The organism is Alteromonas sp. ABH2_165 (assembly GCF_056159945.1).
In genome coordinates this window covers 285934-309129 of the sequence record NZ_JBSWWF010000005.1, presented here as the reverse complement: position 1 = coordinate 309129, position 23196 = coordinate 285934, and the positions used below count along the sequence as shown (strand labels likewise).

Here is a 23196-nt window from a genome sequence, read left to right as displayed (position 1 = left end):
TGTGTTTGCACCTTGTCATCTTCCCTGATACTTTGATGACATCGCTTCGCTAATCCCCTTTTGATGACATTTCCCGAATTTAACTTTGCCCAGGCCGTGGGCTTACTAAGCTTTGTGTTGGGCATGTTGTGTTTCTATCAGAAAGACGATCGCCGTCTCAAAATTCTGATGGTGATCATGAACATCAACCATGCTTTTCATTTTTATTTGCTGGGGGCCATGACTGCGACGGTTAGTGCGCTGCTGTCTGTGGTCCGAACCGGCTTGTCGTTAAAAACCGGTTCTCCTGTTGTAGCGATGGTGTTTATTGCCATCACACTCGCATGGGGGTTTTGGCTGGCCGAATCCTGGAAAGACATGTTCCCCATTCTTGGTAGCTGCGTGGGTACCTACGCGGTATTCTGTTTGCGTGGCATTGCTATGCGAATTGGTTTTCTCATTGGTGCATTTTGCTGGTTAACCAACAATATTCTGGTTGGTTCAATTGGCACCACCTTGCTTGAGATGACCTTGATTGCAGTGAACCTGAACACTATCCGCAAACTCTGGAAGCACCAGAAATTGACTGAAGATATCCACGAAGCAGGAACTTGATTAATTGTTACTTCGGGTGAATTCAGAAAACGCCGCGAAGACCTCAGGCAGAGACGCTCCCAATGTCGCACCGTGGGAAAGTCCGGATAGCGTAATATGCTTCGCGTTTACGTTGTTCGCGTTCACACGTTCAACTAGCCTGGATATTTCATCGCCCGGAACAGCTTCTCTAGCCTTATAGATTGCCGCCAGTGCAGGATCGTTTCGGTCTTTATGCGAGCGGTTCTTGTCGCCACCGGAACCCGTCACCACAAACAGTGACTTGCCCTGAGTGCTGTTTAATGTGTTTGTAGCAGACTTCTCTTCTTTCAGAATGTAGCCCTCTCCCCACCATAGCGATGGGTCCACGGGTGCGTAGAATGCAAGACCTTCGGGCTGGGTGAACAAAGCGTGCAGGACAAAAAGGCCGCCATAAGAATGCCCCCATAGCCCGCGCTTTTGCATATTAATTTGGGTGTGTTGTGAAATTGCTGAAACCACATCATGAGTGATAAACGCTAAATATTGATCGGCACCACCGTAGGATCTGCCGGGACGCTTTTCACGTTGACTAAGCTGCGCGTCGGAAACCGCAGGCGTGTAGTCCCAGGCCCGGGCATCACCGTCTATCCGTAAGTCGTTATCATGGGCCAAAAATGCCAGTACGGGCGGGGGGCCTGCGCGTTTTGACACCTGTGCCAGCAAGTCTGCATTGACTTCCATTAAGGCAGCATTGCCATCTAACATTATCAAAAGGGGAAAACCTTCATCAGGTGCAGGTGTCGTCGGAATAGCAAGGTTGACCCGGTAATCGATTTGGCGATGCTGGATGGTGTCTTCCCGTGACAGGGTTAAGCGAACAAACCGATATCCTTCAGCACCGGTATCGGCCACCGTTTTACCGGTTTTGATAGTCATATCTGGTTTCGCCACGACGAAGAGGGGACTTACGAGTAAAGAAAAGCTGATGAAGCATAAAAACAAAAGTCTGGAAAACATGGTACTAACCTGGAATGTGGAAAATAACTGACGACAAAAATAAGAAAAAAGTACGAGTGATTAACACGCGGCCAGATATTAGCATTAATGAGAATGATTATCTTTTGCTTTTTTCGTTGCAGAAGGGCGAGGAGGATGGATTTCGCTGCGTGGCTTCAAGTAGAGAGAAAGCACAGTCAGCAAAAGCAAACTGTGCTTATAAGCTATTTACAGCTCGAGGGTAAAAATTTTCGATTTGCGCTGGAAGTTGTACAGCTCTTTTTTCGCCTGAGGCAGTTCACCGAGATCGGCAGCACGGAAGCCGTGTTCCAAAAACCAGTGAGCCGTGAGTGTCGTCAGAACGAACAGGGTATTAATACCCGCATCCAGTGCCCGTTGTTTAACCTCGTCGAGAATGCGCTCGGCGCGGTTTTTACCACGATAGTCCGGGTGAGTTACCACACAAGCCAGTTCAGCTTTGCTTTCTTCCGGGTACAAATACAATGCGGCACACGCGATGATCATACCGTCACGAACGATAATGATGAACTGGTTGATCTCGTTTTCCAGACGTTCTCTGGAGCGTTTTACCAGTGCACCACTTTCTTCCAGTGGCTTAATGAGGTTAATAATACCGCCAACGTCTTCAATGGTTGCACCACGTAACTGTTCATAATGATGTTCTAGTACCAGCGAACCAGCACCGTCACGGGTGAACAATTCTTGTAATAATGCACCATCGGTTTCATAGCTAATACAATGTGCCCGAGGTATACCCGCAGCCACGCTGGTTGTCAGCGCGCTAAGTACCGTATGCTCAGTTTCAATCTCATTTTTAAAGACGAGTTCTTCTAACTGAGGGCGCTCGATAGTACGAAGCAGTTTGCCATCGTTATGACGAATACCGTCGTCTTTAGAGAAAACGATAATTTTGTCTGCTTTCAGTGCAATGGCGGCTTGCGTCGCAACGTCTTCATGAGACAGATTGAACACTTCACCTGTAGTGGAATATCCCATAGGCGAAAGCAGCACGATTGAGCCATCGTTCAGGTGGTCGTTAATACCGGTTGTATCAATACGACGTACCAGCCCGGTATTTTCGTAGTCGATACCGCCGCGTACACCCATTGGCTTGGCAACCACCAGGTTACCCGTACACACACGGATGTGCGCACCGTGCATAGGGGAGTTGGGCAGTCCCATGGTGAGCAATGCTTCCACATGGCTACGCACCGAGCCCGCTGCATCTTTCACACATTCCAACGTTTGTTTGTCGGTAATGCGGATATCGTCGTGAAAACGACCTTCAATGCCGCGAAGGTTTACCCGCTCATCAATTTGAGGGCGGGCACCGTGCACTAGCACCAGGCGAACACCCAGGCTCGCCAGCAATGCTATATCATGGATAATGTTGGCAAAATTACTCTGTTCAATGGCTTCACCACCAAACATCAGTACAAAGGTTTTACCCCGGTGTGCATTGATGTAGGGCAGTGAGCTACGGAATAACTTGATGCCGTCATGATGGGCTAACACCATTTTTTGCGTTACCCCAGCTTATCCAGATTTTCCAGTTCGGTGTACAGTGCTTTGGTCACTGTTTCGTAACTGGTGCCACCAAGAATATTACGTTTGTTGACGCCATACTCCAGTTGCAGTACCGGATAGACATCGTCTTCGATTTTATCGCAGATGGCCTGCATGTCGGCCAGCGGCAAATCTTCGATGGCACAGCCTTTTTCGATACCAGCCAGAACCACTTTACCGGCGATGTCGTGACCAGTGCGGAATGGAATGCCCTTTTCTACCAGGTAGTCAGCAAGCTCAGTAGCATTAGCGTAACCCTGGGCAGCGGCTTCACGACAGCGTTCTTCATTCAGCGACAAAGAGTCGAGCACTTCAACAGCAATACACAGGCAGATGTGCCACTGGTTGACGGTATCGATGGCGCCTTCTTTGTCTTCCTGCATGTCTTTGTTGTAAGCCAGTGGCAAACCTTTCATGGTTACCAGCAGACCTTGCAGACTACCGAATACACGGCCACATTTACCGCGCATCAGCTCCAGCGCATCCGGGTTTTTCTTTTGTGGCATCAGTGAGGAACCTGAAGTCACGGAATCGCCCAGTTGCAGGAAGCCAGCTTCACCTGAGTTATAGAAAATCAGGTCTTCCGCCATGCGAGAAATGTGCATCATACTGGTAGACGCGCAGAACAGCAGTTCCAGCACGAAGTCACGGTCTGATACGGCATCTAAGCTGTTCAGGCACGGTGAATTAAAGCCAAGCTCTTTTGCCAGCATGTCGCGGTCTACCGGATAGGTCGTACCGGCCAGTGCGCCAGAGCCCAGCGGACACTGGTTCATCCGTGCTTTTAAATCTTTCATCCGCGAGAGATCGCGTTTGAACATTTCCACATAGGCCAGACACCAATGTGCGAAATGAATTGGCTGCGCCCGCTGTAAGTGGGTGTAGCCAGGAATAATCGCCTGCTGATGACGGCTAGCCGTCTGCAGCAGGGCGCGGATTAATGACTTCAGATCAGCCTTAAGTGAATCTACGTGTTCGCGAACCCACAGGCGGAAGTCTGTTGCTACCTGGTCATTGCGGCTGCGGCCAGTGTGAAGCTTACGGCCAATATCGCCGAGCTTGTCGATGAGGGCTGCTTCCACAAAGCTGTGGATATCTTCTTCCGGGCTGGCGTCGAAATCCAGCTCCCCTTTTTCTGCCAGCGCCTTAAGCTCTGACAGCGCCGCTTCCAGCTGGCTCTGTTCGTCTTCCGACAGAACGCCTGCTTTCTTCAGACCACGAGACCAAATAATAGAGCCCTGGATATCCTGCGCTGCCATTACCCGGTCGAAGGGCAGGGAGTCATTCACCTGCCGGAACATGTTGCTACTGCCTGCCGCGAAGCGGCCGCCCCACAATGCCATGATAGTCTCCTTACTGCTGTTGCTTTTTCAGTGCTTCGATACGGCTAGACAGACTGAACAGGCGGATAAAGCCTTCAGCATGACTTTGGTCGTATACGTCATCAGCACCGAATGTGGCGAAGTCTTCTGAGTACAGGCTGTTAGGAGAACGACGCTGCGTTACAGTAGCCTGACCTTTGTAAAGCTTCACAACGATGTCACCGGTTACGCGCTTAGCGAAAGACGCAGCGCCAGCCAGCAGGGCATCGTTCAGCGGCGTGAACCAGCGACCGTCATACATTACGTGTGAGTATTCCAGGCCGATTTGTTCACGGTATTTCAGTGATGCTTTGTCCAGAACCATGGTTTCCAGCGCTTTATACGCTGCAACCATTACTGTGCCTCCTGGCGTTTCATAACAACCACGAGACTTCATGCCTACCAGACGGTTCTCAACGATATCGATACGGCCCACACCGTGTGCAGCAGCGATAGTGTTCAGTTTAACCAGTGCCTGGTAAGGCGAAAGCGCTTCGTCATTGACTTTAGTCAGGCGACCTTCTTCGAAAGACAGCGTGACACGTTCTGCTTGGTCAGGTGCATCTTCTGGATCAACTGTCATTGTCCAGATTTGCTTGGTAGGTTCTTGCCATGGATCTTCCAGCTCACCACCTTCGTGGGAGATGTGCCATGCGTTTGCATCACGGCTGTAGATTTTGGTCGCAGAAGCCGTGGTTTTGATATTGCGCTCAGCCAGGTAAGCCAGCAGATCTTCACGGGAAACCATGTCCCACTCACGCCATGGCGCGATAACGTGCAGATCAGGTGCCAGTGAAGCGAAAGTACCTTCAAAGCGAACCTGGTCGTTACCTTTACCGGTACAACCGTGGCACAGTGCATCGGCACCCACTTTACGGGCAACTTCAACTTGCGCTTTGGCAATAACAGGGCGTGCCATTGACGTACCCAGCAGGTATTCACCTTCGTAAATCGCACCGGTAGTCAGCGTTGGATAGATGTACTCGCTAACAAACTCTTCTTTGAGGTCAACGATGTAACATTCACTGGCGCCAGAAGCGATGGCCTTTTCTTTCAGGCCTTCCAGTTCTTCGTCGCCCTGACCCACATCAGCAGCAAACGCCACTACTTCACAGTCATAGTTTTCTTTCAGCCAAGGAATGATGGCCGAGGTGTCTAACCCGCCAGAGTAAGCGAGTACAACTTTGTTCACGTTCTTTTTCATTAAAACCTGTCCTCTTAGGAACTTAGTAGTTTGGTCAAAATAGCGTTTTGTGCATGCATTCTGTTTTCTGCTTCCTGCATCAGCAACGATTGTTCGCTGTCGATGAGGGAACCGGTGATCTCCAGATCACGGTGAGCAGGCTGGCAATGCATCACATATTTTGCGCCGGTTTTTTCCATCAGGGCTTCATTTACCTGATAGGGCATAAATTTATCTTTGATGGCTTCCAGTGGCGTGTCGTCGCCCATTGACAGCCAGGTGTCAGCATAAAGCACGTCTGCACCGATTGCTGCATCAATATCGTTGCTCTGCACAATTTTAACGCCAGTCTTGTCGGCAATGGCTTGCGCTTGCGCAACAATTTCAGGATCGGCTTCGTGGCCTGGTGGGGTTACCACAACCTGATTACAACCAAGCAGTGCGCCTACGATTAACAGAGAATGCGTGACGTTATTGCCGTCGCCGATGTAAGCCATGGTTAAGCCTTCGGTTTTGCCGAACGCCTCGTACATGGTGAGATAATCTGCCAAACCCTGACACGGGTGATATTTATCACACAGCGCATTAATTACCGGTACTTTCGCCGCTTTGGCGTAGTCTTCCAGGGTGCTGTGTGAGAACACACGGGCAACAATAGCGTCTGCCCAGCACGCCAGATTCGCAGCGGTATCGACGTTGTCTTCACGACCAGCCAGTTTGCCACCCTGAACATCCAGATAGACCATGTGGCCACCCAGTTTATTAATACCAATGTCGAAACTTACGCGGGTACGCAGAGACGGCTTTTCAAACAGGGCGGCAACAGATTTGCCCGCCAGTACCTGGCTGTATTTCGCTGGATTTTGTTTAATCGTTACGGCTAAATCTAGCAGCGCCTTCGTGTCTTCGGGTGTCCAGTTAGCAAAGGACAATAAATCCTGTTTCATGGTCAATATCCTCAATACGGCTATGGCGCAACGCGCGTACCGGTATCCTTATTTAAAATGGTGTTGATGTTGGCATCCCAACTGGCAATCGTCACCGGACGACCCAGTGATGCGGCCGCTAATAAAGCGGCATCGGTTTTCACTTTCATGCCATCGGTAATAACGCCATCATCTACCAATGAATCGATTTGTTGTTGATTTAATTCAGCAATCAGCTGCTTATTGCCGTCGAGTACGCCTTTAACGTTAGACAGTAAAAGCAGTTCACCGTCTACCAGCTGCGCAATAACCGTCGCCGCCTGATCGGCGTTAATATTCAGTAAACGACCGCTGTCGCTTGAGCCGATAGAGCTCACCACTGGCAGCAGTGACTGGCTGGTCAGTGACTTCAGCAATGTTGGATCATTGGCTGCAGGTACACCTACCGCGCCATACTTCTCGTCCAGCGGCTCACAACTTACCATGCCGCCGTCCAGCAATGAAAGGCCAACGGGTGTCAGGCCACTGCGAATGGCAAAGGCGCAAAGGGATTTATTGGCACTGCCTGCCAATGTGCCACAGATATAGGGCATATGTTCGTCAGGCGTTACCCGCAAACCATCAATTTTCTGGCTAGGCAAATTCAGCGCGGCCATCAGGGTTTCAACCAGCGGACCACCGCCATGTACGATGATCACCGGACGGGTTTTCATGACTTCACCCACAGAGGTGAGCAATGACAAGGCTGCCTGTTCGTCTTCCAGCAGCGCACCACCCACTTTAATTACAATAGGAGATAAGCTCATTGCGCTACCAACCCTTCAGAAACGGGTAAGCCACTGATCAGGTTCGCACACTGCATGGCTTGTGAAGCTGCACCTTTTAGCGTGTTATCAATAGCGCTGGTGATTACCGCGTAACCGGAGGTTTCATCCAGCTTCCAGTAAAGATCCACGAAGGGGGTATTTACCACGTCATCCAGTTTCGGGAAGCTTTCACGCAGACGCACAATCGGCTTACCCGTGTAGGCATTCTGATAAACGCTGTTGAGTTGCTCTGCAGTCACGCCGGGTTTCAGTTTTACGGTAACCGTGGCCAGAATGCCGCGTTTAAAGTTACCCAGGTGAGGAGTGAAAATAACACCCGTACCCAGCCAGGCTTCAATTTCCGGTGTATGTCTGTGCCCCAATACACCGTAGGCTTGCAAGCTCACTTCGCAAAAACTGTTGGCAAGGGCGGCTTTGCGACCCGCACCGCTAACACCAGATACAGCGTTAATGACCGGGCGTACCGCACTGTCGAGCAGGTTGTTCTCTGCCAGTGGTTTTAACGCTGATAATGATGCGGTGGGGTAGCAGCCAGGCACAGCAACGATGCTTGCTGCAGCGATATCGCTGGCATACCACTCGGCCAACCCATAAACCGCTTTGTCGAGACATTCTGTAGCAGTGTGCTTAAAGCCGTAAAACTGCTCGAATACCTCGGTGTTTTTGATGCGGAATGCGCCGGATAAGTCGAGTACTTTTGCTTTACCTTTGCTCAGTGTTGGCATCCAGTTATGGCTGGCTTCATGGGGCGTTGCCAGGAACACGAGATCCATGGATTCGGCAAGGGTGATCAGAGTATCGTCTGAGATAGGTGTTAGCGTGTATTGACTTAGATGCGCGTACTGGCCGTGAATTGCAGAGATCGGTTTATCTGCATCGGCGCTGTTTTGAGAAACAAAGGTACCCGCCAGTTCCATTGCCGGATGACGGTGAACCAAGTCAACGAGTTGTGCGCCGGTGTAACCACTGGCTCCGATAATAGCTACTTTCAACATAATGGTTTAATTAAGTTTGTGAGGGAAAAAAAACACTTTCTACCTTTGTAACCGAGTAAGGGATACTGTTTTGTTTACTCGCCTACAAAGGTAAAAAGTGCGCTACCGCAAAAGCAAGTCTACACCGGATCGTCGGTGTTCGCTGTGCTGTGTGTAGCCAGCCAGGGGAGAGCTAAACTGTTTTACCTTTTCAGCCAGCCATAGGGGCTTGCTGGTTGGTTGATTCATGAGTGTGTCCTGTTAAATTCTCTGTCGTGGAGGTGTGCGGGAAGGTCCAGGCAGACCCAAAAAAGCACACGTCGAATTACGCAGAGATTACTAAACCGTTGCCAATTCTACTCGCATGGAATAAATATGCAATAAATATGTATAAATATTTCATCGTATCTGGCTGTTTAATTTTCGTGATATAGTAAATCGTTAATCTGTGACATTCATTTGACAACAAGGTATTGGCATTAATCCGGTGTGCTACTGGTTTGGCCTGTAGACGTTAGTATAAATAGGACAATAAAATGAATAGAAAAACGGTTGCGTTGGTTGCGCACGACCACAAAAAAGCCGAATTGCTTGCCTGGGTAAATGCCCATATCGAAGCCATGCGCAAATGTGATTTGGTGGCCACCGGAACAACCGGGGGACTCATTTCCGATGACACAGGCCTTGCCATTACCCGATACAAAAGCGGGCCATTAGGAGGCGATCAACAGATTGGGGCACTCATTGCTGAGGGTAAGTTAGACGCGCTCATTTTCTTCTGGGACCCGTTAAACCCTGCGCCTCATGATCCTGATGTGAAAGCGTTACTACGTTTATGCTCTGTGTGGAATGTTCCTGTAGCGTGTTCGTCAGCGACTGCTGACCTCATCATTACTTCGCCGCTTTTCTTTGCCGAGGATTATTTACCTTTTAAACCGGAGTACTGATTAAACCGAAGTACTGGCCGGTTGCACTGCGCTGCAATGTAAAGCTTGCGTAAAGCTTCTGGCGAATGGATTTTTGCGTTGTCTCTATCAGGTAAACTTATCACCTAGAATTTGGAGACTATAATAATGACTCAGGCCGTTTTTTCCATGTCGGTATTGCGCGCTATGTCATCGGCAGGTAGTCAGCGTTATGCACGCTCGCAACACGTAGGAGAAAGATCCATGGTCGCCCCAGCGACAAATCAGCCCATTCTGATTATTGACGACGATCACGAGTTAACCGATATGCTTCGTACTTATTTGGAAGCTACTGGCTATGCTGTGACTGTGGCGAACGACAGCGTGGAAGGTCTGCGTCTGGCAACATCGGGTGAAACCTTTGAGCTTATTCTGCTGGATGTGATGATGCCGCAGCTGGACGGCTTTGAGGTGTTGAAAAAGCTCCGAATCAGTCACCTTACCCCGGTATTGATGCTTACCGCCAGGGGCGATGATTTTGATCGAATTTTAGGGTTAGAGCTGGGAGCCGATGATTACCTGCCAAAACCGTTTAATCATCGCGAGCTTTTGGCAAGAATAAAAGCCATATTCCGTCGCCTTGAGTTATCCGGGCAAATGCGTCAGCAGCAGGATTTGGCAATTAATCACATTTCTCTGAGTGTGAGCAGACAAGTTGCTGCCTGCAATAATACAAGCTTAACGTTAACCAACACCGAATTTGCAATTCTGCATTTATTAATGGTGAATGCCGGTCAACTGGTTACAAAAGAAGAAATCAGTTCAAAGGTGCTGGGTAAAAAGCTGCAGGCGTTCGACCGTAGTATCGATATGCATGTGAGTAACTTGCGTAAAAAGCTGTCAGAAACGACCCGCGATGAAAAAATCAAAACCATCCGTGGCTCAGGATATTTATTAAGACTCGCTTCATGACCCTGTTCTCCCGGTTTAACCCAGCCCGGCGCGTTGTCGGGCGTTTGTTTTTGTGGTTCTGGATAACCTTTATTTTCACGGCGGTTACTACCTTTTATGCGGTGAATTTTTTTACTGATAATGTCGAGATTAGTCCGCCAAAAGGCCAGGATATCGTTTTACTTAACGAGGCTCGTGATGCCATTTTGTCGATGGCAAAAAACAGTAATGAAGCGCTCAGTTTGAAGGAAATGGTGCGGCGCGCTGATCGGATAAACCGTCATCACATTATTGGTGTCGATCTCGCTTCCGGGAACATCCTTCGGCATGCAGGGCCGCCTATGCACCCTGATGAAATAAGAGACATAGAACGCCTGTCAGAGCAACCTTCACCTCTGTCTTTAATCCGCAGAAACTTCGAAACCGTGGGACCGGTAAAGCTCAGTGTAGGGTCAAAAGAGATTGCCCTTTTTATGATGCGACCTAATGGGCCACCAACGGGTGAAATCTCCATTATCTATTTTCTATGTATCGCTTTGGTAATTACCATTGTGCTTTCATATCTGTTTGCCCGCTCGCTAGTTAAACCGATTAAACAATTGCAACAAAGCAGTAAGGCGTTGGCGACTGGAAACTGGAAAGCCCGTGTCGAAAAGCCCGCATTACGCAGAGACGAACTTGGCGAGCTGTCCCGCGATTTTAATGCCATGGCCAGTCAGCTAGAAAAAATGTGGCAGGGCCAGCAGCGTTTGTTGGCCGATATTTCTCACGAGTTACGCTCGCCATTAGCCAGATTACAGATGGCATTGGGGATTGCTCACCAGCAGGATGTCGACCCGGCGACACTTAGCCGAATTGAACGTGAAGCAGAGCGCATGGAGGCTCTGGTGGCCCAATTGCTTACTCTGACCCGTGCTGAGTCAGCGGTGCCGCAATTTGATTCTCTTTCTCTGGAAGAAGCGTTTCAAAGTACGCTGGCTGATGCGACCTTCGAGGCGGGTAATCATGGAAAAAAAGTCGAAGTGTCACCGTTTCCAAGTGCCAAGATTGTGGTTAACCATACGATGATTTGTAGTGCGGTGGAAAACGTCATACGCAATGCCATTCGTTATGCCGAGTCTTGCGTGTCGGTATGTTTTACGGTTACCGATACCGATTGGGAAGTCGTTGTGAGCGACGACGGGCCGGGCCTCGATGAAGCAGATTGTAAATCTATCTTTTCCCCGTTTTACCGAGCAAGCCTTGCCCGCGACAGAGAATCCGGTGGTGTTGGGTTGGGCCTGGCCATTGCAAAAGCGGCAGTGGAAATGCATCATGGCGAGATTCACGCAACCCGAAATACGTCCGGTGGCCTCGCGGTATCCATAGCCGTGCCGATGGACGGGCAGAAGTAATGGAACGGAAACTCTCCTCAGAACACCAATTAACGGTTCAACCGCAAGTTATTGCCGACTTTTGGCAGCGCCATGTTAAAACCGGCACATTAAAAACCGCAGATAACATTCGTTTGGCGTATGCCTATAGCGTTCCGCAGAATGCCCGGGGGACCGTGGTTATCTCCAGTGGTCGTATTGAAGCCTATCTGAAATACCAAGAAGTGGTGTTCGACTTCTTTCACCATGGCTATGCGGTATTCATTCATGATCATCGCGGACAGGGGCTATCTTCGCGGATGACGGAAAACCCCCACCAGGGCTATGTAGAGCACTTCGATCAGTATGTCGCTGACATGGAAACGTTTATCGAGCAAAAGGTGAAAGTACTTCAACCTAAGGGCCCGCGATATCTTGTCGGACACAGCATGGGTTGTGCAATTGGTGCGCTCACCGCACTTGAGCATCCAGATTACTTTGATAAGCTGGTGTTTTGCTCGCCCATGTTTGGTATTCGCCCGGCATTACCGCGCTGGCTGGCGAATCAATTGCTAAACCACTTTACCCGCAAATTTACTAAGGCAGGCTTAGCCACAGATTATTTTGTTGGTCAAAAAGACTATCTGCCCCCGGTTTTTGAAAACAACCATTTAACCCACAGCCGTATCCGATATCGTTTATTCAGAATGCTCTACGCAGAACAACCGGCGTTGCAATTGGGTGGCGTTACTATTCATTGGCTTCGCGCGGCATTGCACGCGATAGATATTATCGAGTCGAGAGCGAGTGAACTTAATCAACCTTGTTTGTTACTGAGCGCAGGGAGCGATACGGTGGTTGATAATCGACGGCAGATGCGGGTAGCGCAGAAGTTGAAAGCGGTAACGGCAAAATCGTTACCAGGGGCTTACCACGAGTTGTTTATCGAAAAAGACGATATTCGCAACGATACATTCCAGGCTATCTTCGATTTTCTCGCCTAGTCGATGAGTCCAATACCAGGACTTTTTTACAAAAGTGTCTCTGATTTTCACACCATGTAGTGCTTTTCACATGTAGATTAGAAAGGTGCCTTTCTCATACTTTTCTATAAGATCCTGATCGCCAAGCATTTTTAATGAAATATTTATTACACAGAAAATTGCGGTATGGCTCATGCACTACTAAAGTCTATAGAGTGAAGAAATCCCTACGTTGTGTCTTCACTTTGTGAAATTCAGACGACAGTGAGACCGCCCATAGAGTAGCGGCATAAGGCAGAAATAATGCAAAAATATGATTTTCTTCGAACTATGAAATTAGAAGCGCCAGTAAATACTGATTTATCATCTGTTTATGGTCATTCAGTGAATACTTTTAGCCCACTTTCAGACCGTCTGGCAAAATTTGCCAGTAGTCCTGTATCACAGCGCAAAGCCCGCCGCTGGGCCGCTATGGCACAAACAAACCGGGTACTTAACGCACTGTAAAAGCCCGTTGCACCAAAATGGCTCACAGGTAGGAACTTCTTCCCCCGTTCCACTGTGGGCTTGTTAACCCGCGTATCACGCTTTATCCTTGCTTCCCCTAGTATGCAACCGTGATCCCAGAATGCTTGATATAGTACTTTTCCAGCCTGAAATTCCCCCTAACACTGGCAACATAATTCGACTGTGTGCGAATACAGGATTTGCACTTCACTTAATTGAGCCTCTAGGTTTCGAGTGGGATGATAAACGTGTACGTCGGGCCGGTCTGGACTACCACGAGTTTGCTGATGTTAAGCGCCACGCCGATCTCAATGCCTACCTGGAAACACAGCAGCCGCAACGTATATTTGCCTGTACTACCAAGGGAAAAGCTTTTCATAGTGACGTGCAGTATCAAAAGGGTGACGCACTAATTTTTGGCCCGGAGACTCGCGGATTGCCGGATGATTTTATTCAGTCACTGCCGCCAGAGCAGCGTGTTCGTATTCCTATGTTGCCAGACAGCCGAAGCATGAACTTGTCTAATGCCGTCTCTGTTTTTGTGTACGAAAGCTGGCGTCAGCTTGGCTACGATGGCGCGCGGTAGCAAAACCTTCAAAATTCTAGACGAAAGTATACCTCACTTATATTGAAATACTTGTGAGAATTATTATCATTAGCATCCTTTTTTGGGGGATGTATGGAACTTATTTTTTCAGGTGGATGGGTACTATGGATTCTCATTCTACTTTCGGTCTATTCACTGGCTACCATTGCCTGGCTTTTACTGCAAAGCCGCGCGGCTGTAATTAATGCGCCTGTTTCAACTTCTGCTGCGGCGCAGCACCCTGTCGTTCACGCCCTTGAGCAAGCTGCAACAAAATCAGGTTATAAGGCCGATTCTCTGCAGGAACGACTGTCTTCCATAGCCTTTGAGCATCTTACGGCATTCCGACAGACCATGCGTCCGTTGGAAGTTGTGGCAGCTGCAGCCCCCCTTATTGGTCTTCTAGGCACCGTACTTGGCATGATTGAAGCCTTTGCTACGCTTTCGCAGGTAGAAGGACAGATCGATCCCTCGCTTCTTGCTGATGGTATCTGGCAGGCATTGCTCACCACTGCTGCTGGTCTCATCGTCGCTATTCCCGCTCTTGTCGCATGGCATTATCTTGATAAGAAAGTCGAGAATTCCGCAGCGCTGCTTAATCGCTACATCATAGACAAAGTGAGCAGGAGCTGATCATGACAGCTCTTGTTTCAAAAGCATCAAAAAAACCATCAATCGGACTCACGCCGTTAATTGACGTGGTATTCATCTTATTGATTTTTTTCATGCTGGTGATGCAGTTTCAGAGCTTTCAACAAAATGACATCAAACTTTCGAGTACCCGTTCTACCGGCGTTAAAAAGGATGGCGTTGCCAAAGTAGTCGTTGAGTCCTCGGTTCAGTGCAAATATCAGAATGTCGTGCAGCCTTGCGATGAACTTTTCAGTCAATTGGGAAAAAGCAGCGTTTCAAGAATTGTTCTCGGGTATAGCGATGATGTAGCGCTGCAACATGTCATGTCTCGCTATGACCAGTTAAGCGAACACTTCTCTGATGTATCTCTGGCCATTGAAGTGCCTTTGCCGGAGGGGAATGCGAAATGAATTTCAATCCGCTTACGGCGAAACCACCGGCCAGACCAGGTATCGAACCCGTTTTACCGTTAATTAATGTGGTTTTTCTCTTACTCATCTTCTTTCTTATGACGGGAAAAATGCAGAAATCAGCGGTGCCTGCCATTGTACCCCCAGAGCAAATCGCTGAGAAACGCGCTATCGAATCAGATCCCAACGATTGGTTGTACCTGGATGTGGCTGGTGAATTAACTTGGCGTGGAATAAGTGTAAGCGACGCAGAGTTAATTAAAGAAGCGCCTTCACCTGTTGTTCTATTTGCCGATGGAGATGTGACAGGCAAGGTGTTGAACCAGGCTCTGGCGAAACTAAGTGCTACAGACATCCGTGAAGTAGCGGTAGTGACAGAGAAGGTTCTGCCATGAAAACTCAATTCATAGTAGGTTCAATGGCGTTGCACGCAGCAATTTTCATCGTTATGGGGTTGAACGATGAAAGTAGCGGGGAAAAAGCCCGGGCAGGAAAATCGTTGCCAGAATACTCAGCTACAATAATGGAGATTGCTCGTGAACCTTCTTCTCCTGACAGTGCGCAGCCTGAGCGTGATGTGATTAGTGAGCAACCTCAGAATAATGAACCTGTCACAGACGTCGTTGCTGTAGAAAACGACGCATTAGGCGACCGTGATAAATCTGACAAGCTATCAGAATCGGCTATCGAAAATCTGCCAGATTCGAGCAGAAAGCGAGCCGCTGACATTCAGGAAAACGCGGTTTTGGAAGTCGAAAAAAAACCAGCTGCTAACCAACCAGAAGTAGAAGAGCAGCCTCAAACCGAAGCGCCCAGACAAGAGCTTGTCATGCAAGAGACTGCAAATGAAGACCGCAGCCCTGCAGATAATCAATCTTCAGAAACACAGCCTTTTCCTGAGGTTCCCCCTCAGGCTTTATCTGCTGGTATACAACAAGCAGCGCTGGAGGCAAAGGAAGGCGATGGGCAGAATTATGACAGTTTAGGCGGCAGCGGCATTACCGATTCCGAATGGGCAAACTACAAAGAAACGGTGTTCTCAGCTATTCACGCTCAAAAGGTTTATCCCAAGCAAGCGCGAATTCGGCGAGCGGAAGGTGTGGTAACCGTCAAGTTTGTCGTTAATAAGCGGGGCAAAATTGAGAGTTTTCGGCTACTCCGGCGTGCCAAAAGCAAGCACCTCAACAGCAGTACAGAAAAACTGTTTGTCGGTTTGCAGCTACCCGCCCCCGTTGCGTCATTACATTCAAAATTTCCGTCCACTTTGACGGTACCCATTAAATACTCACTCAACTAGGTAACAACATGAAGTTAAATGCAATCACACTCGCACTAGGGTTTGTTGCGGCGTCAACGTTCGCACAGGAAGAAGTACTCCCAACAGTAGAAGTTGAGGCAACTGTGTCTGAGGCGGATAAAGTTGTTGCAGTTGACGGCCAGCGCGTAGGCGCATCTGAGGGCGCACAACTGATAACTGACGACTATATTCGCGCGCAACAGTCCACAACGCTGGCTGACGCCTTGAGAAAAACCACCAGCATTCAAATTGATGAGGAAGGTGGCCCGCAAAGCTCTTTGATTTACATTCGCGGTTTTTCGCAGGATCAAATAAGTGTTCGCGTGGAAGGTGCACCAAAGAATTTTAGTCAGGTAAGACATGGTGGGGCCGGAAGCACCTGGATAGAGCCTGACATGTATAAAAGCATCACCGTTGTACCTGGCGTAGCGTCAAACGTTTACGGAAACGGGTCTCTGGGCGGTGTAGTGTTGTTTGAAACTAAAGACCCGGAAGACGTGATTAAACAAGGTCAGGATTATGGCGTAAATCTGCGCGCCGGAATCGAAACCAACGGCCAGAGTAATTATCTCAGTGTTGATGCGGCAAAGAGTCTGAGTGAAGAGTTTGCAGTGTCTACGACTCTCGTTCGTCGTGATACAGACCCATACGAAGACGGCGAAGGACGTGAAACCCTTGAAGGTTCAACAGGTACTGAAGATATAAACGGACTGTTTAAGGCTGTATATACTCCAACTGATGAGCAGCGCTTAGAAGCCTCGTACCAGCGTAACGAAAAAGAATACATTGCTCGCACCACGTCAGGCAGTGGCGCATACAGCGACCCGCGTGAGACAGAGGTAACGGAGGAAACGTCTAGCGTGATGTACGCGTTTAATCCTGAAGATAATCAGTACCTGAACCTCAGAACCCGCTTTTCAACAACATCGACCAATCGCTGGAGGCAGACTGTGGGTGGCGATGACGCGACAGAGTGGGGCGTAGATACAACGTATTTCGAATTCGAAAATATCAGCGACTTTATTCAGAGTGATGACGTGATTCATCAGCTCCGCTACGGCGTGGATTACACCAATGATGATGTACTGACCGCCTATACCAGTAATGATGGTAACCCAATTGAGCGGGAGCGCACCCAGTACGGTATTTACCTGAGCGATACGGTATACATTGGAGAAACCCTTGAAGTCGTCGGGAGTGTTCGTTACGACAACTTTAAAAATGAAAATGACGGTTCCTCCATTGATGAATCTGCAATTTCACCAAAAGTGAGCCTGAGCTGGGCTCCACTTGAAGAAACGTCAGCAAAAGGACTCACGTTATATGCTGTTGTTGGTCAAGGCTTCCGTAGTCCTTCTGTTCACGAAGCCTACGGACGCGGTGACCCTGAAGCGATATGCGGTCGTCGAAGCTGTTCTGAACTGCTGCCCAACGAATCACTGAAAGGTGAAACATCTGACAGCTGGGAAGCCGGAGTTCGCTATAACCGTAGCGGTTTGTTCTCTTCTGAAGATCAGTTTAACTTCCAGTTTGGCTATATTCGCAATGATGTTGAAGATCTGATTAGCTCACAGGAGACCGGGACGTACGAAACCGATGTAGGTAACGATGGCACTATCGATACTGTCATTGTCAGCCAGTTTCAGAACATCGACAACGCAGAAATTGATGGTTTTGAATTGTCTGTGAACTACACCAGCAATGACTATTTTGCCGCGTTGACTGCGCAGAATATGGACGGAACAGACAGTACAGGAGCCAAGCTTGCAGATATCGCTCCTTCATCTATAAATGCATCAGCAGGTATGTACCTGCTCGATGGTAAGTCACGTGTTGGTGTCGATATCACAAACCGTGATGATCGAGAGTACGTGCAACGTAACATTGAACGCCGTCGCGAAGGTTACACCATTGTGGACCTGTTTGGCTCCTATCAGGTTACCGATGACTTTCTGGTACAACTGCGGGTAGCTAACCTGTTCGATAAATTGTACGCCAAACGGGCAATAACCGAGGGGGTTGATGAAAACGGAGATGCGATTGATGTGACCACGTATCAGCCTGGGCGCAATATTAAGCTCACTGTGCAGTACAGCTTTTAATACCTTTACGCTCTTTCCCTGAAAGGTAAAGTCGGCTCTTCACTCTGAAAAAGCCGACTTTACCGCATGGTCTTAAAGCAGGCATAACACCACAATGCACAAACTTATTACCACGCTCCATCGCTGGATTGGCTTTCCACTTGGCGTATTTTTTGCCGTCACCCTTTTTACTGGATTACTAACTGGGTTCGACGATTACCTCGAAACTGAAAAGACCTTCGGGTATGAGTATACTAAAATCACCGACTCAGTTTTGTCTGCCGGGCTTGCTGCGCTTATCACACAGCATCCGCAGGCCCGGTCAATATATTTCCCTTCTGAGTCGTCACCGTTATTCAGGGTGGTGCTTCGGGGAGAGACATACTGGTATGACCCATTTACACTCAGGGAAGTCGCTCACAACGTTTCAGACCGCGACGGATTCTTCCCGTTTGTACTGAGAATACATCGGAATTTTCTACTTGGTCGAACTGAATATGCAGGGCTTAGCGGCGCAGAATGGGTTGCATGGTGTGGTCTTGGCGCTGCACTGATCAGTGTGCTCGGCATTTATATGTGGTGGTTTCAACGTCGTACATTCAAATTTTCCAGGCTGGTGCCAGCATCGACTAAAATATCAGCCTGGTACTTTTCCCATTTATCTTCTGGCATCGTTACCGTTGTTTTTGTTTTGCTCTTCACATTAACCGGTGCAGCTATCACGTATCGAAGCGTAGCGCAGAATTTGCTTACCGATTCCCCCATCAAACCCGTAGTTCATGCGCCTGTATATACGGGAGGTAATTGGGAACAAAGTCTTACTCTGGCTAAGCAGCAATTTCCGGGAGCAGAGTTAGTCAGTGTTGGGGCGACCCGGGCTCGTGGAGCTGCCGCCAGCCTGGCTGGCACAATGCAATTCAGATTTGCAACCGAAGGCGATTGGCTTGGTCTTGCCGGCAGTTATGTGTTTGTTGATAGCGGCTCGGCTGCAGTGGTCGCTACACAAACGTTTGCTGATCACACTCTGGGGCAGAAGATTTATCAGATGATATTGCCTTTGCATACCGGACGGGGGATCACGCCTTATTACCTGCTGGTTATGCTTTTGATAATGAGCCTGGCATTGATAATGACCGTGGCCGGGGTAACCAGTTTTGTCATGAAAAAATCCAAATACGAAAAAAAGCTGAAGAAAAATGTAACGGCACTGAGTGCTAGGGGCAGTGCCATACCCAAAGGTGATCTTAGGAAGTAATATGAAGCATTTAATTTTATCGGCACTGGTCAGTGTAATCTGCAGTGTGATAGCAATAAATTGGTTGGCACCGGTATCGGCAAACGCTACAGGGCAGCATGGCGCAACCAATGCAGCAACTGGCAATCATTCCGGGCAAGCAGGGAATAACGCTGGAAGAAACCAGAGCATTTCGTCTGCAAGCGAGAGTGGGGCAGCAAGAGGGCGGAATCAGCGTCAAGATGGCGACGCGGTTGTTCGTGGTCAGAACCGGAAAGGTAATGGTGAGCGTCTCCCTCTTATCGCCGGATTTAACCCTGTAGATACAGAAAGCAGTTTACTAGATATGACAGTTAAGCTTGCCCTGGATGCAGAGCAGCAAGCATCTGTGCGCAGTATTTTACTGACGTATCGTAAAAGCTATATGGCACACTCAAAAGATGTCAATAATTCCAAATTACTATTGGTATCACTTAACCCTGATGAACCGGGTTATGAAAACGACAAAAATAAGGTCAGAGAAGCAGTGCTCCAGGCGCTAAGTGCGCAACTGGAAGACACATTAGAAGCCAAGCAAAAGATATTCGAAGTATTAAATGCCACGCAGGTCAAGATAGTAAAACACTTATAATAGTGCATTCATCTACAACCAATGTTTGGAAATGTTAAGTTGTGCAAAGCCCGTGGTATATGACTGCGGGCTTTTGTATTTTAGAGTTTTAATTATAAGGAAAGACTGTGTTTTCAAAAGGATCCATCAAGTCGCTAATATGGTTACTGGCAGCCATTATTATCGCTGCGGCTGCATATCAACTTTGGACTTCCCTTTCTGGATCTTCCAGTGCTACTGAATCAACAACGTTTTCGACAGCCCAAAAAGGCACAATCGAAAAAAGCATTATTGCTACCGGCCAATTAGAACCTAAGCATTATGTAGTAGTCGGTGCGCAGGTTTCGGGTCAGGTTGAAAAAATTCACGTTGAAGAAGGCGATGTGGTTAAAGAGGGAGCGGTACTTGTAGATATTGATGCTACCGTTTTCGAAACGCAGGTACAGAATGCTGAAGCAGCACTCGAGTCGATGAGAGCGCAGTTAGCCCAGCTTGAGGCGGAACGTGAACTGGCCATTCTGCGAGAGAAACGCAACAACAATCTATTCGAACAAAATGCGGTAAGTGAAGATGTGGCTATCAGTAGTCGCATTGATGTGAAAGTACTGGATTCACGGATTAAAGCCAGTTCTGCACAAATTCGCTCTAACGAGGCGTCGCTGGCGGGGGACAAAGTGACATTAGGGTTTGCCCGTATCTATGCACCTATCAGCGGGACTATTGCTTCCATCGCCGTGCGTCAGGGCCAAACCCTGAACGCCAATCAAAATGCACCGGAACTACTGCAAATTTCAGATTTGACTACCATGACCTTGCGGGCCGAGGTGTCAGAAGCCGATGTAGAGTCAATTTATCGCGGCATGCCGGTTTACTTCTCGACAATTGGCAACACCAAAAAACGATATCACTCTACGGTTCGTCAGGTACTTCCTACCCCAACCATTATTAACGATGTTGTGTTGTATCAGGTACTCATTGATATTGAAAACCCCGATGGCGTGCTTATGGATTCCATGACCACTCAGGTGTTTTTCATTGAAGAAAAGCAGGAGGATACCTTAGTTGTGCCTCTAGGGGCGCTGCGAGGACCACCGGGAAGAAAATTTGTCCTTGTCAGGGAAAATGGCGAAATGGTTCGCAAGCCTGTGACTGTGGGCGTGACAACTCGTACCGAGGCTGAAATCCTCTCCGGTATCAACGAAGGCGACGAAATCGCTTCCGGTCAGCGCTCTGCTGCGGTAAGTGGTGAGGAACGCCAGCGCGGTTTTGGCGGCCCGGATGGCGGACCACCGAGGATGCCTCGTGGGTAAGCCTTCTCTCATCGAACTCAATAATGTGGTGCGTAGCTACCAAACGGAAGGCACTGAAGTTCGTGCACTGGATGGAATTTCACTGACAATCCGTAAGGGCGAGTTTGTTGCCATTATGGGTCAGTCTGGCTCAGGGAAATCCACGCTGATGAATATTCTCGGCTGTCTGGATACACCTTCTGCGGGTAGTTACACCATCAACGGGCACAACGTTAATTCACTGACGCAGGAACAGCTGTCGGCGCTGCGCTTAAAAACCTTCGGCTTCGTGTTTCAGCGTTATCAGCTACTGGCCAGCCATTCCGCCATTGAGAACGTGGCACTGCCTGCCATTTACAGTAATACCGACAAGCAAGAACGTGAAAAGCGGGCCGCAGAATTGTTGACCCGATTGGGCTTAGGCGATCGCCTTGAGCACCGACCTGGTGAGATGTCGGGGGGGCAACAGCAACGGGTTTCCGTTGCCAGGGCGCTTATTAACGGTGCAGAGGTTATTCTTGCCGATGAGCCAACCGGTGCCCTCGACTCAGCCAGTGGCGAGCAATTGCTTGCGTTGCTTAAAGAGCTGCATGGTGAAGGCGTTACCATAATTCTTATCACCCACGATCCTGCCGTGGCAGAACATGCCGAACGTCAGGTGCATTTGCTGGATGGAAAAATCGTATCGGACAGCGGCGAAGCTGTACCGGAAGAGACACCCCAAGAGAGCACGCAGGGCGCTGTTCAGGCGTTTCGAAGTATTTCCGGCGCTGCCGCGCTCGGCATGGCATTTTCTTCTTTGCGGCTTAACTGGTTTCGTACTCTGCTAACACTACTTGGCATCATTATTGGTGTTGCTGCCGTGGTGACGATGATGGCCATAGGCGAGGGCGGTAAACAAGATGTACTCAAGCGCATTGAAGCCATTGGTACCAATCTTATTTCTGTGCGTCCGGGTGGGCGAAATATGCGTAACTCGGGCGACGTTGCCACGTTAACGCTGGCCGATGCGGATGCATTGAGAGACATCCCTGGAGTGATGTACGTTGCTCCCGAGCGCTCTTCCCGAAATACCATGCGCTATGGTGAAAACGACTTTTCCGGTCGGATTAAAGGCTCCACGCCGGATTACCTTCACGTAAAAGATTGGGAAATAGCCCAAGGCGTATTTTTCACTGAGGAAGATGTGAGGAATTACGCACCCGTCGTGGTGATCGGTGACACCGTTGCTGAAACTCTTTTCGAAGATAAAATGCAAGCAGTTGGTAAGTACATACTTATGTCAAACTCGCTGTATCAGGTGATTGGGGTATTAAAATCAAAAGGCGCAACCGCTGGTGGTAGCGATCAGGATGATGAAGTACTGATCCCGGTAACGACCGGACGACTGAAAGTTTTCGGCCGTGATTACTTAAGCGGTATTACCATTAAGGCATCGGGCTCTGATGTTGCCTCACAAGTGAAAGACGCGGTGTTGGAAACGCTTAAACAGCGTCATGGAGCAGAAGATGTGATGGTGTTCACCACTGATTCTCTCGTGGAAGCGGTAACGGAAACCCAAAATACGTTGACCTGGCTGTTAGCTTCAGTTGCGGCAATCTCGCTGTTTGTAGGCGGTATTGGCGTAATGAATATCATGCTGGTAAACGTGTCAGAGCGTAAGCGGGAAATAGGCCTGCGAATGGCTACCGGCGCCAAGCCTGCAGATATTCTCAAGCAGTTTAATATTGAAGCGTGGGTGGTGTGTATTCTGGGTGGTGCTGTGGGCATTGTACTGGGCTATGGTGTCATTCTCATCGTTTCCCAGTTTTCGATTTCCGTTGCGTATACCTTGATGCCGCCCGTGCTGGCATTCATTACCTCATTGCTGGTTGGCGTATTGTTCGGCTATGCGCCCGCACTAAAAGCATCCCGTCTTAGCCCTATAGAAGCCTTGTCAGAGGATTAAT

Annotated in this window: 23 protein-coding genes; 16 read left to right on the top strand and 7 right to left on the bottom strand. The window is 48.9% G+C overall.

The window, feature by feature from the left end; translation table 11 throughout:
• The first annotated feature begins 63 nt into the window (after positions 1 to 63).
• Positions 64 to 594, top strand: coding sequence for a YgjV family protein (locus ACXAFQ_RS12080; RefSeq protein WP_070126527.1), 531 nt, complete (start codon positions 64 to 66; stop codon positions 592 to 594).
• Here the strand turns inward: ACXAFQ_RS12080 and ACXAFQ_RS12075 are convergent, their stop codons facing one another.
• The 7 genes from ACXAFQ_RS12075 to argC form a co-directional block, all read right to left on the bottom strand.
• Positions 595 to 1491 (bottom strand): alpha/beta hydrolase, encoded by an 897-nt coding sequence (locus ACXAFQ_RS12075; RefSeq protein WP_474822221.1) that lies wholly within the window; start codon positions 1489 to 1491, stop codon positions 595 to 597. It abuts the gene before it with no gap.
• A 288-nt stretch (positions 1492 to 1779) separates the two neighbouring features.
• The gene (gene argA, locus ACXAFQ_RS12070; protein WP_070126529.1) at positions 1780 to 3090 is read right to left on the bottom strand and encodes an amino-acid N-acetyltransferase; all 1311 of its coding nucleotides are present in this window, start codon (positions 3088 to 3090) and stop codon (positions 1780 to 1782) included.
• An 8-nt stretch (positions 3091 to 3098) separates the two neighbouring features.
• A complete protein-coding gene (gene argH, locus ACXAFQ_RS12065) occupies positions 3099 to 4481 on the bottom strand; it encodes an argininosuccinate lyase (RefSeq protein WP_474822217.1) in 1383 nt (460 codons plus the stop codon).
• 10 nt (positions 4482 to 4491) lie between these two features.
• Positions 4492 to 5703 (bottom strand): argininosuccinate synthase, encoded by a 1212-nt coding sequence (locus ACXAFQ_RS12060; protein WP_070126531.1) that lies wholly within the window; start codon positions 5701 to 5703, stop codon positions 4492 to 4494.
• A 14-nt stretch (positions 5704 to 5717) separates the two neighbouring features.
• Positions 5718 to 6629, bottom strand: coding sequence for an ornithine carbamoyltransferase (locus ACXAFQ_RS12055; protein WP_474822212.1), 912 nt, complete (start codon positions 6627 to 6629; stop codon positions 5718 to 5720).
• A gap of 20 nt (positions 6630 to 6649) precedes the next feature.
• Positions 6650 to 7414, bottom strand: a complete 765-nt coding sequence (gene argB, locus ACXAFQ_RS12050) for an acetylglutamate kinase (RefSeq protein ID WP_070126533.1) — start codon at positions 7412 to 7414, stop codon at positions 6650 to 6652.
• Complete coding sequence (argC, locus tag ACXAFQ_RS12045) at positions 7411 to 8430, bottom strand: N-acetyl-gamma-glutamyl-phosphate reductase (RefSeq protein ID WP_474822208.1); 1020 nt, start codon at positions 8428 to 8430, stop codon at positions 7411 to 7413. The genes argB and argC overlap by 4 nt, the downstream gene beginning before the upstream one ends.
• A gap of 515 nt (positions 8431 to 8945) precedes the next feature.
• Here argC and ACXAFQ_RS12040 point away from each other — a divergent pair.
• The 15 genes from ACXAFQ_RS12040 to ACXAFQ_RS11970 all read left to right on the top strand — a co-directional run bounded on the left by ACXAFQ_RS12040 (position 8946) and on the right by ACXAFQ_RS11970 (position 23195).
• The gene (locus tag ACXAFQ_RS12040) at positions 8946 to 9356 is read left to right on the top strand and encodes a methylglyoxal synthase (RefSeq protein ID WP_474822203.1); all 411 of its coding nucleotides are present in this window, start codon (positions 8946 to 8948) and stop codon (positions 9354 to 9356) included.
• A 222-nt stretch (positions 9357 to 9578) separates the two neighbouring features.
• Entirely contained in the window at positions 9579 to 10286 is a 708-nt protein-coding gene (locus ACXAFQ_RS12035; protein ID WP_474822480.1) for a response regulator, read from the top strand.
• A complete protein-coding gene (locus ACXAFQ_RS12030; RefSeq protein ID WP_474822198.1) occupies positions 10283 to 11659 on the top strand; it encodes an ATP-binding protein in 1377 nt (458 codons plus the stop codon). Before ACXAFQ_RS12035 ends, ACXAFQ_RS12030 begins: the two co-directional genes overlap by 4 nt.
• Positions 11659 to 12621, top strand: a complete 963-nt coding sequence (locus tag ACXAFQ_RS12025; RefSeq protein WP_474822194.1) for an alpha/beta fold hydrolase — start codon at positions 11659 to 11661, stop codon at positions 12619 to 12621. Before ACXAFQ_RS12030 ends, ACXAFQ_RS12025 begins: the two co-directional genes overlap by 1 nt.
• A 282-nt stretch (positions 12622 to 12903) precedes the next feature.
• Positions 12904 to 13107: a hypothetical protein gene (locus ACXAFQ_RS12020; protein WP_474822191.1), complete on the top strand. Its 204-nt coding sequence runs from the start codon at positions 12904 to 12906 to the stop codon at positions 13105 to 13107.
• A gap of 121 nt (positions 13108 to 13228) precedes the next feature.
• On the top strand, positions 13229 to 13693 hold the full coding sequence (gene trmL / locus ACXAFQ_RS12015) for a tRNA (uridine(34)/cytosine(34)/5-carboxymethylaminomethyluridine(34)-2'-O)-methyltransferase TrmL (RefSeq protein ID WP_474822186.1): 465 nt from the start codon (positions 13229 to 13231) through the stop codon (positions 13691 to 13693).
• A gap of 93 nt (positions 13694 to 13786) precedes the next feature.
• Positions 13787 to 14326 (top strand): MotA/TolQ/ExbB proton channel family protein, encoded by a 540-nt coding sequence (locus tag ACXAFQ_RS12010; protein WP_474822184.1) that lies wholly within the window; start codon positions 13787 to 13789, stop codon positions 14324 to 14326.
• A gap of 2 nt (positions 14327 to 14328) precedes the next feature.
• On the top strand, positions 14329 to 14736 hold the full coding sequence (locus ACXAFQ_RS12005; protein ID WP_474822182.1) for an ExbD/TolR family protein: 408 nt from the start codon (positions 14329 to 14331) through the stop codon (positions 14734 to 14736).
• The gene (locus tag ACXAFQ_RS12000) at positions 14733 to 15131 is read left to right on the top strand and encodes an ExbD/TolR family protein (protein ID WP_474822179.1); all 399 of its coding nucleotides are present in this window, start codon (positions 14733 to 14735) and stop codon (positions 15129 to 15131) included. The genes ACXAFQ_RS12005 and ACXAFQ_RS12000 overlap by 4 nt, the downstream gene beginning before the upstream one ends.
• Positions 15128 to 16033: a TonB family protein gene (locus ACXAFQ_RS11995; protein ID WP_474822177.1), complete on the top strand. Its 906-nt coding sequence runs from the start codon at positions 15128 to 15130 to the stop codon at positions 16031 to 16033. Before ACXAFQ_RS12000 ends, ACXAFQ_RS11995 begins: the two co-directional genes overlap by 4 nt.
• Positions 16034 to 16041: 8 nt before the next feature.
• Positions 16042 to 18135, top strand: a complete 2094-nt coding sequence (locus tag ACXAFQ_RS11990; RefSeq protein WP_474822172.1) for a TonB-dependent receptor domain-containing protein — start codon at positions 16042 to 16044, stop codon at positions 18133 to 18135.
• Positions 18136 to 18229: 94 nt separating this feature from the next.
• Positions 18230 to 19369, top strand: coding sequence for a PepSY-associated TM helix domain-containing protein (locus ACXAFQ_RS11985; RefSeq protein ID WP_474822169.1), 1140 nt, complete (start codon positions 18230 to 18232; stop codon positions 19367 to 19369).
• 1 nt (position 19370) lies between these two features.
• On the top strand, positions 19371 to 19979 hold the full coding sequence (locus tag ACXAFQ_RS11980; RefSeq protein WP_474822165.1) for a hypothetical protein: 609 nt from the start codon (positions 19371 to 19373) through the stop codon (positions 19977 to 19979).
• A gap of 107 nt (positions 19980 to 20086) precedes the next feature.
• Entirely contained in the window at positions 20087 to 21268 is a 1182-nt protein-coding gene (locus ACXAFQ_RS11975) for an efflux RND transporter periplasmic adaptor subunit (RefSeq protein ID WP_474822163.1), read from the top strand.
• A complete protein-coding gene (locus ACXAFQ_RS11970) occupies positions 21261 to 23195 on the top strand; it encodes a MacB family efflux pump subunit (RefSeq protein WP_474822159.1) in 1935 nt (644 codons plus the stop codon). Before ACXAFQ_RS11975 ends, ACXAFQ_RS11970 begins: the two co-directional genes overlap by 8 nt.
• Position 23196 lies beyond the last annotated feature (1 nt).